Source organism: Pusillimonas sp. (assembly GCF_035515275.1).
Taxonomy (GTDB): domain Bacteria; phylum Pseudomonadota; class Gammaproteobacteria; order Burkholderiales; family Burkholderiaceae_B; genus Pusillimonas.
Genome location: NZ_DATJBQ010000125.1, coordinates 1 through 6,050 on the forward strand (window position 1 = coordinate 1; position 6,050 = coordinate 6,050).

At 57.8% G+C, this 6,050-nt stretch carries 7 protein-coding genes; 3 read left to right on the top strand and 4 right to left on the bottom strand.

Annotation, left to right across the window (positions count from 1 at the left end; genetic code table 11):
* Nucleotides 1-480 (bottom strand): translesion DNA synthesis-associated protein ImuA (gene imuA / locus VL003_RS09000; RefSeq protein ID WP_325441680.1); only part of this gene is annotated, 480 nt, incomplete at its 3' end.
* Between the two features lie 136 nt (nt 481-616).
* On the opposite strand from imuA, the gene ypfH reads away from it, so the two are divergent.
* Entirely contained in the window at nt 617-1,348 is a 732-nt protein-coding gene (gene ypfH / locus VL003_RS09005; RefSeq protein ID WP_325441682.1) for an esterase, read from the top strand.
* Here the strand turns inward: ypfH and VL003_RS09010 are convergent.
* On the bottom strand, nt 1,345-2,115 hold the full coding sequence (locus tag VL003_RS09010; protein WP_325441684.1) for an NRDE family protein: 771 nt from the start codon (nt 2,113-2,115) through the stop codon (nt 1,345-1,347). The two genes, ypfH and VL003_RS09010, sit on opposite strands and share 4 nt — an antisense overlap.
* A gap of 71 nt (nt 2,116-2,186) precedes the next feature.
* A complete protein-coding gene (gene pbpG, locus VL003_RS09015) occupies nt 2,187-3,212 on the bottom strand; it encodes a D-alanyl-D-alanine endopeptidase (protein ID WP_325441686.1) in 1,026 nt (341 codons plus the stop codon).
* A gap of 247 nt (nt 3,213-3,459) precedes the next feature.
* Here pbpG and VL003_RS09020 point away from each other — a divergent pair, with 247 nt between their 5' ends.
* Nucleotides 3,460-4,398 carry a 5'-methylthioadenosine/S-adenosylhomocysteine nucleosidase gene (locus VL003_RS09020; protein ID WP_414708276.1) on the top strand — a complete coding sequence of 313 codons (939 nt, stop codon included), beginning with the start codon at nt 3,460-3,462 and terminating at the stop codon, nt 4,396-4,398.
* 5 nt (nt 4,399-4,403) lie between these two features.
* Nucleotides 4,404-4,937 (top strand): cupin domain-containing protein, encoded by a 534-nt coding sequence (locus tag VL003_RS09025; RefSeq protein ID WP_325441688.1) that lies wholly within the window; start codon nt 4,404-4,406, stop codon nt 4,935-4,937.
* Here the strand turns inward: VL003_RS09025 and VL003_RS09030 are convergent.
* The gene (locus VL003_RS09030; protein ID WP_325441690.1) at nt 4,843-5,985 is read right to left on the bottom strand and encodes an ATP-dependent DNA helicase; all 1,143 of its coding nucleotides are present in this window, start codon (nt 5,983-5,985) and stop codon (nt 4,843-4,845) included. The two genes, VL003_RS09025 and VL003_RS09030, sit on opposite strands and share 95 nt — an antisense overlap.
* Nucleotides 5,986-6,050: the final 65 nt, after the last annotated feature.

Below are 6,050 nucleotides of genomic sequence, written 5' to 3' on the forward strand. Positions count from 1 at the left end.
GTCGCTTTGCCGGGCGGCCAGATGCAGGCGGCGCAAGGCTTGCGGGTGTGAACCCGGCGCCCAGCACAGTAAAGCGGCGCAAGCGTTGTGCTTAAGTGCCTGGTCGCAGGCCCAGAGGCTGTCGGCCAGGTTGCCGGGTTGTACCCAAAGCAGGCGGTGTGCGTGCAGACCCCAGTTGCTTAGGCAATGGAAGTTAGGCGGGTGGGGCGGCTGAACGAGCATGATGCCGCGCTGGGTGCCCAACTGCGCCAGGGCAGGACGCAGCAAGGCGATTTCGCCGATGCCCGGACGCTCGAGGGTGATTTCAATTAAAGAGCCGATGGGCCACCCCCCGCCCGGAAGCTGGCTGTCGAGCTGCTTAAAGCCGGTAGAAAGCGTGGGACGCTGCGACTGAGCCAGTTGGGAGGCTTTCCAGAGGGCGGGGTGAATGCGCTCGGGGTGGCGCAAAACAAGGGGATCGAGCTGGGGTGAATTGAACATACGGCACCGCATAAAAAATACTGTATTAATGTACAGTATATATCAGAGTAAGCCGCTTTTCCGGGTGTCTTCCAGGTTTGTCGAAAATGCTTTACCTGCTACTCTATCCCTATGCATTCCGCATGGAAATATCTTCATGACCACACCCAAAAAGCACGCGACCATGCCGCTTATCTACGTGCCGGCGCAAGGCACGCCCAAGCAGCTGTTCGTCTTGCTTCACGATGACGCTTCTTCGCCTCAACAGTTAAGCCGTCTGACCGAAACCCTTAAACAGGCGTTTCCTCAAAGCATGGTGGTGCTGCCTTACGGGCCGCTCAGTACCTCCAGTAACGTGCATCATTGGTTCGAACAAAACGACCTTACCCAAGACAACTACGTGCCTCGGGTCAAAACGGCCTTGCCCGAAATCATTTCCCTTATACAGCGCATTCAAAGGCAGTATCAGCTTTCGGGCGAACACACGGCTTTGGCGGGTTTCGGACAAGGTGCCACCTTGGCGCTTGAAACCGTCAATGCCCAGCTCGACCTGGCCGGCAGGGTATTGGCTTTTTCTGGTTGCTATGCCCGGTTGCCCGATATGGCGCCGCCTGCCACCACCTTGCATCTCTTGCATGGCGAAGACGACCCCGTGGTGCCTGTCAGTTTCATGCAAGAAACCCACGAGCATCTGGCCGAGCTACAGGGCGATGCCACACTGGATATCGCCTCGCGTATTGGTCACGAACTGCACGACGCCCTGATCAGGCAGGCGGTTTATCGCTTACAAACCTGTGTCCCGCTACGCAGCTGGAAAGCCGCCCTGGGCGAGTTGCACAGCGACTCCCCCTTGCCCGGCAATGCCCCACCAGACCGTACCCTGCATTAACCCTTTATAAACGGCCAATCATGGCGCTCGCGCGCCACACCCTGGGGGTCGTAGGTAATCTCGCTAAAAAAACCACGACCACTCTTGTGCAGGGCTATGACCGTTGAGCATCGCGTGCCATATTCGGGGCTGATAATAAATGGGCTGCTCAACAGACGTTCGCGTTCCAATGACAACCCGGTGCGCGGCAAAGCATTATCGTTGGCGGGGGTTTGGTCTTTCAGTATTTCAAAAATCGGGTTAAGCGTTTGGGTCAGGGTATCCAGAGGGTATTCGTCCAGCCGGGTTCGCAAGCGCTGTGTCTTGGGCCAGGCCGTATTCAATAAATGGTTGGAAAGCACGTATCGTCCTGCGTCCAACTTTACGGCTCCCGGGGTGTCGTGCCGGTTGCCCGCATAATAGGTTTGCCCAGTGTCGCCCACAATAAGGTTAAAGCCGTTATAGCGCTTGCCTTCGCGCGTCGCCTGCTCGGCGTAGTCCTGGGGCGCAGCGCAGCCTTTTAAAAATGAGGCAACCAGGTCCCCGCGCGAGACGGCTTTTGGCTCGTGAGCCATGTCGCGATAATTGGTCAGCAGGGCAAAGCGGCCTTGGCGGGTAACCCCCAGCCAGGTTCCATGGGCCAGGTTGTCTATGCCCGCCAACAGGTCAGGAAAATCGGGCCAGGGTGCCGCAGCAGTGGTGGGCCGAGCATGGAATTCGTCACGATTTGCCGCTATGAACAGCGGCCAATTGGGGTGAGCCTGAATGGCCAGATAAGCAATGCACATAAGTGGCTGGAGCAAAAATGGCTGGAGCAAAAATCACGCTTGCTCAGCAAGCTTAGCGCAAGTGCGCCTGCTTAAAGCATGGCCAGGTTGGTTTCGTTTTCGACGAATTTGCGCAGCCGTACCGCATCGCCTATACGTGAATAGCTTCCTGCGGCATTAAGCAGCACAATGGCCAGATCGCGCCCCCCTATACGAGCGACCATGACCAGGCACTGGCCGGCTTCGTTGATAAAGCCTGTTTTTGAAAGCTGGATGTCCCACTGGCTGTTCTTGACCAGTCTATTGGTGTTGTTGTATTTGAGCGAGCGCCCGTTGCCCAAGGTGACCTGGTAGCTTTCGTCGGTAGAGTAGCGTTGTATCAAAGGCTCTTTCGAGCTTGCCTTAAGCAGCTTGACCAGATCGCGCGGTGTGGAAACGTTGAGTTCCGATAGACCGGTAGGTTCGACGAAATGAGTATTTCGCATGCCCAGGGCGCGAGCCTTGTCGTTCATGGCACGCACAAAAGCAGGCATACCGCCCGGATAATGACGGCCCAATGCGTGGGCGGCACGATTCTCGGACGACATTAGCGCCAGATGCAACATGTCGCCGCGGTTAAGCTTGGTGCCCACGGCCAGGCGCGAACGCGAGTGGCGGACGCGGTCTACGTCTTCGTTGGTGATGGTTAGCTGCTCGCGCATCGAAAGACCCGACTCGGCCACCACCAGGGCGGTCATCAGCTTGGAAATCGAGGCGATAGGTCGCGCTTCGTCGCTGTTCTGGTCGTACAGTACAGTTGCGCTGGAAAGGTCTTGAACGAATGCGACCTCGGAGCGCAGTTGAGCGTCGGGGAAGGGCAGGGACTCGTGCTGAGTTGCGGCAGGCAGGCCCTGGTGGCGGCTTTGACGCAGAGCAACCTGAATGACCCCTGCCTGACCGGTATTGCCCAGGGAATGATCGCGCCGGGGCGCAATGGGTGTTGCCTTGCCGTGGGCGCCGGCCGTTGCGTGGGCAGTATCAAGCTCTTGCGCTGCTACCCGAGTGGTAGACAGGCCCCCGGCAACCAACAAGGCGGCCAAAAACCAGGGTGCGGTGTGTCGGTGCAATGAAAAGGACATAGCGGCGCAGTATTCACGATGACTGAACTGAAATGGATCATATCAGACAAGGTCGGAATTTCCAATATATTTATGGGGTTACATTCATAAGTTAAAAAGTTTTTTAGCTTCTGGCGTCCTTGGCCTGTGCGAGCTTTTTCTTCAACGCACTTGCTACGCGCATTTGCCATTAAGGTCTACTCGGGCCTTGTCGCTTGCTGCGTTGAACGTACAATGCGTTCACCTCAAATTATTCGGCATGCGTATCATGGCTGCTCTGCGTTTCATCCATCGAATCGTCTGGCTATCGCTGGCTTTCTTCGTGCTTATGGGCGGGGCCGCCCCAAACGCCTGGGGCGCCGAGCGTCTGGATGACACCCCCCGTATTGCCATTATTTCTGCGTTCGAGCCCGAACTGCTTCGGCTGCGATCCGAGCTGCGCCGGCCCGACACGCACCGGGTCAACGGCGTCGAATTTTTAACCGGCACCTTGCAAGGCAAGCCGGTGCTTCTGTTCTTAAGCGGCATCAGCATGACCAATGCGGCCATGAACACCCAACTGGCTATTGGCCGTTTCAATGTCAGCCATATTATTTTCAGCGGCGTCGCGGGCGGAGTGAACCCGGGGCTGAACATCGGCGATGTAACCGTTGTGGAACGCTGGGGACAATATCTTGAAACGGTGGCTGCCACCGAAATAGAGCCGGGGCGCTATGACACCATGGGCGTGGGCGGCGAGGTAGACGCGCCGGGCTTCGGCATGTTTTACACCCGGCCGGTCATGGCACGTTCGGCCAGTAAACCGGCTCTGCACGAAAAATTCTGGTTCGACGTGGATCCCGTCCTGCTTGCAACAGCACGACGAATCCAGAACGTGGACCTTGCCCATTGCGACCCCCAGGGGCAGTGCCTGACTCATCAGCCTACTTTGGTCGTGGGCGGCAACGGCGTGTCGGGCCCGGTGTTTGTTGACAATACCGCCTTGCGCAAGCATTTGCACACGGCTTTTCAGGCCAATGTGGTCGACATGGAAAGCGCCGCCTGCGCCATGGTGGCCTACAGCAACGGCGTGCCCTTTATTGCCTTTCGATCATTAAGCGATCTGGCCGGAGGCGGGGACGGCGCTGAAGAGGTGCATACCTTTCTGAACCTGGCCGCCGAGAACTCCACCCGGGTGCTCATTGCGTTTCTAAAAGAATGGCAATAGAAGAGATGAACTCCGACACCCCCGTTCAACAACTGATCAAACAGTTTGGTCTTTTGCCCCACCCCGAAGGGGGCCATTACCGTGAGACCTATCGCGGGCTGATGTCAGTCAAGGCTCCCGCAGGGCATCGCGCTGCCTCCACAGCCATTTACTATCTGCTCGAAGCAGACGATTATTCGGCATGGCATCGTATTGCTTCCGACGAGCTATGGCACTTTTACGCCGGTTCCGCCTTGAACATCTATGTACTGGATCCGGCAAATGGCTTGTCCGTCATACGTCTGGGCAACCCCTTGACTGAAGCTGGCTGCGTGTTTCAGGCGGTTGTTCCGGCTGGGCTTTGGTTTGCGGCAGAGCCGGTCTCGCGCGCACAGGGCGCCCAAGAAAACGGCGTCGGCGCCGGCTTTGCCCTGGTGGGTTGTACGGTCGCCCCGGGCTTTGAGTTCAGCGAGTTCGAGCTGGCCGACTCGGGGGCCCTGATCGGCCGGTATCCGGAGCACGCCGAGTTGATTCGGCGGCTTGCCCCTGTGCAGCGCTAAGGGTTGCAGCGGCGGCAGTTTGTTCAATATGCCACCACCCTGGCAGCAAGCGTCGTACTGCCGGCCGGTTATAGCGATCGTCCATCAGGTAGATGACGCCCGTGTCTTCAGGGCTGCGTATAATACGCCCTGCGGCCTGAACCACCTTGCACAGGCCGGGGTATAAATAGGCGTAATCAAAGCCACGGCCTTTGAAACCGGCTTCCAGGCTTTGCTTTAATGTCTCATTGCTAGGGTTTACTTGCGGGAGCCCCAGCGTGGCAATAAAGGCGCCGATCAGGCGGTCTCCGGGCAAATCTATGCCCTCGGCGAACGTGCCGCCCAGCACGGCAAACCCCACCCCTTGTGTGCGGGGGTTGAATTGCGCCAGAAAATCCGCCTTGGCGGCTTCGTCCATATTGCGCGACTGAGACCATGTGGAAACCTCGGGACAGCAACTGGTAAACGCGTGGGCCAGTTGATGCAGGTAGTCGAAACTGCCCGCAAACACCAGATAGTTGCCCGGTCGTCGGGCAAACTGTGCGGCGATAATTCTAGCCATGGGTGCCAAAGCCGCTTCGCGGTTCGTGTAGCGCGTGGAGATATCGGACACCACCCGAACCTCAAGCTGGCTGGACTGAAAGGGCGCTTGTACGTCAAGCCACGCGGTTTCATCCGGCAACCCCAGTACATCCTCGTAAAAAGCACGAGGCTGCAAGGTGGCTGAAAACAGCACGCAGGCATGGGCGGCGCCAAATCTGGACTTTAAAAAGGGGGCCGGTACGACGTTGCGTAAGGTGTATTCAGAAGATAGCCTGTCTGCCCCGCGCTGAACGTTCGACTCGAAGACCGAATGTGGGCCGAAGTTGTCGGCCAAGTATAGAAAATGTTGAAGATCGAAATAAAACCGCAAGACATCTTCGGACGGGGAGGGTGCTTGGTCCAGATGCTCGGACAGGCTGCCCGCCGCTTGACGCATGCACTGAACAAGCGATTCGGGCGGCATGGCGTAGCGACAATAGCCCCCAGTGCTTTCGGCGTCGAGCTTGCGCCACGCTTGCGCCAACATCCTCAGCCCGTTTCGAAGCGTATTATTTGGCGGGGACGCCCTTGTCGGAGTTTCGGGCACGGCAT

Bases quoted from the DNA above. Each gene is read 5' to 3' on its own strand.
- VL003_RS09030 (WP_325441690.1), bottom strand. From the start codon at position 5,985: ATGTTGGCGCAAGCGTGGCGCAAGCTCGACGCCGAAAGCACTGGGGGC.
- VL003_RS09020 (WP_414708276.1), top strand. From the start codon at position 3,460: ATGGCTGCTCTGCGTTTCATCCATCGAATCGTCTGGCTATCGCTGGCT.
- pbpG (WP_325441686.1), bottom strand. From the start codon at position 3,212: ATGTCCTTTTCATTGCACCGACACACCGCACCCTGGTTTTTGGCCGCC.
- VL003_RS09025 (WP_325441688.1), top strand. From the start codon at position 4,404: ATGAACTCCGACACCCCCGTTCAACAACTGATCAAACAGTTTGGTCTT.
- VL003_RS09010 (WP_325441684.1), bottom strand. From the start codon at position 2,115: ATGTGCATTGCTTATCTGGCCATTCAGGCTCACCCCAATTGGCCGCTG.
- ypfH (WP_325441682.1), top strand. From the start codon at position 617: ATGACCACACCCAAAAAGCACGCGACCATGCCGCTTATCTACGTGCCG.